The organism is Streptomyces sp. NPDC054834, assembly GCF_053611185.1.
Genome location: NZ_JBSGZV010000116.1, coordinates 1 through 1745, shown reverse-complemented (window position 1 = coordinate 1745; position 1745 = coordinate 1). Strand labels below are relative to the sequence as shown.

The window sequence follows — 1745 nt, the reverse complement described above, 5'->3', positions numbered from 1 at the left end:
GGGGCCCGTATTTCAATAACTGTCAGCGACGGGTTTGCGCGGGGGTTGTTCGGGTGTGTAGCTGTGCCAATGTGCGGGCGGGCGATCCGGGTATCGGCGTGACGAGGATCCGGTGCAGGTCCAGGAGCCGTTTTCCGTCCTGGTACTGGATGGACAGGTTGGTGCGGTTGACGCCGAGTAGTTGGGCCAGGAATGTCATGGTCACCGCTCGGCGGCCGCGCAGGATGGCTGCCAGGAGCCGGTGGGTGTGGTCCACGCTGCTGGTCTGTGGGTGGCGGTAGCTGCGCGGGCGGTGGAAGCGTCGCTGGAATGCTGCCTCGGCCATGGCGTCCCAGAATGGCTCCGAGACCGCCACCAAATGCTCGAAGGCGGTTCGTGACATGCCGGTCAGGGCCGGATCGGTGAGCATCGCGGTCAGGGCCGGGTCGATCCGGTGTGTCGTTGCCGGCGCGTCGGGCGCTCGCGGTGGAACGGGAGACAGTGTGTAGTTCCAGTCACCGTGGAAGGTGTTGGGTGTGATCGGAAGGGCGTGGAACTCGGCGGGTGTGACGCTGATGCCGAGGCAGTAGCTGCTTGTGTCCAGTTCGGCCCCGATGGTCAGTCCGGTCTTGGTTGTTGTGGCGGCGATGGTCTCGAGGACGACCTGGTAGCTGGTCAGCGGCCGCCCCCGCCAGTTCGCGGTGATGTGACAGAACATCCGGTGCTCTATCTTGTTCCACTTCGAAGTTCCGGGCGGTAGGTGACAGACCGATATCTCCAGACCGCTTTCCCGTGCGAAGGCGGCCAGGTTGTTCTTCCAGGTCCAGCGGCGAGGGTCGTTGGAGCCGCCGGAGTCGGCGGTGATCAGGAGCCTGCAAGCATTCGGGTGGTCCGCCCGTCCGCGGTGCTGCCACCAGCGTCGGATGGACTCCACCGCGAACTCGGCGGTGTCGTGGTCGGTGCCGACGTTGACCCATCCGCTGTTGTTGGCGATGTCGTAGATCCCGTAGGGGATCGCCATGGGCTGGTCGTTGGTGGTGAACGTGTGGCAGTCCACCTTGATCGCGTTCTTGCCCGGCCGCCAAGTGCGACCGGGCCGGTCACGGTTGCCGAGCCACTCCTTGGCCTTGGTGTCGACGCTGATCACCGGCTGGGCGTCGTTGAGGAACTCGGTAGCGGTGGCATTGAGGTGGGTGAACTGGGCATCGCGGTCTGGATGGCTGATGCCCTCTGTCGTCTTCGCGGTTCCCTGCAGGCTGTAGCCCAGGGTGTGCAGCAGGTGTCCGACGGTTGAAGCGCTGATCGGGTGGCCCTGTGTGGTGAGGGTTGAGGCCAGGGCCCGTAACGACAGCGTGGTCCACCGCAGCGGGGAGACGGGGTCGCCTCGGGTGTGTGGCTCGATCAGCGACTCCAGCGCGGGCAGCAGACCAGGGTCGGTTTCTGTCAGCCTCTTGCGGCCGGCGCCTGGAGCCCGGACCCGCAGGGTCGGTGAGGAGCGACCGGCCAACTCGGCCATACCTCGCGCGATGGTGGCAGTGCTGGTGCCGGAGGCGGCGGCGACCCGGACGATCCCGCCGCGGCCGAGGGCCGTAGCCTCACTGGCCAGGTACAGCCGACGGCGGCGCTCATCGAAGTGCGGCAGGATCTGATCGATCTTGGCCCGCAGAGCACGAGCGGCAACGCGGTCTGACAGACGCGGGGTCATATCTCAGACTCCCACCAACACCCCTCTGCCGAGCACTTATTGAAATACGGGCCCCCGGACG

Annotated in this window: 1 pseudogene; it reads right to left on the bottom strand. The window is 66.1% G+C overall.

What is annotated here, in order from left to right:
* Positions 1-1684: pseudogene (locus tag ACWGJM_RS48975) on the bottom strand (ISAzo13 family transposase); the annotation flags it as partial.
* Between the last annotated feature and the right edge of the window lie 61 nt (positions 1685-1745).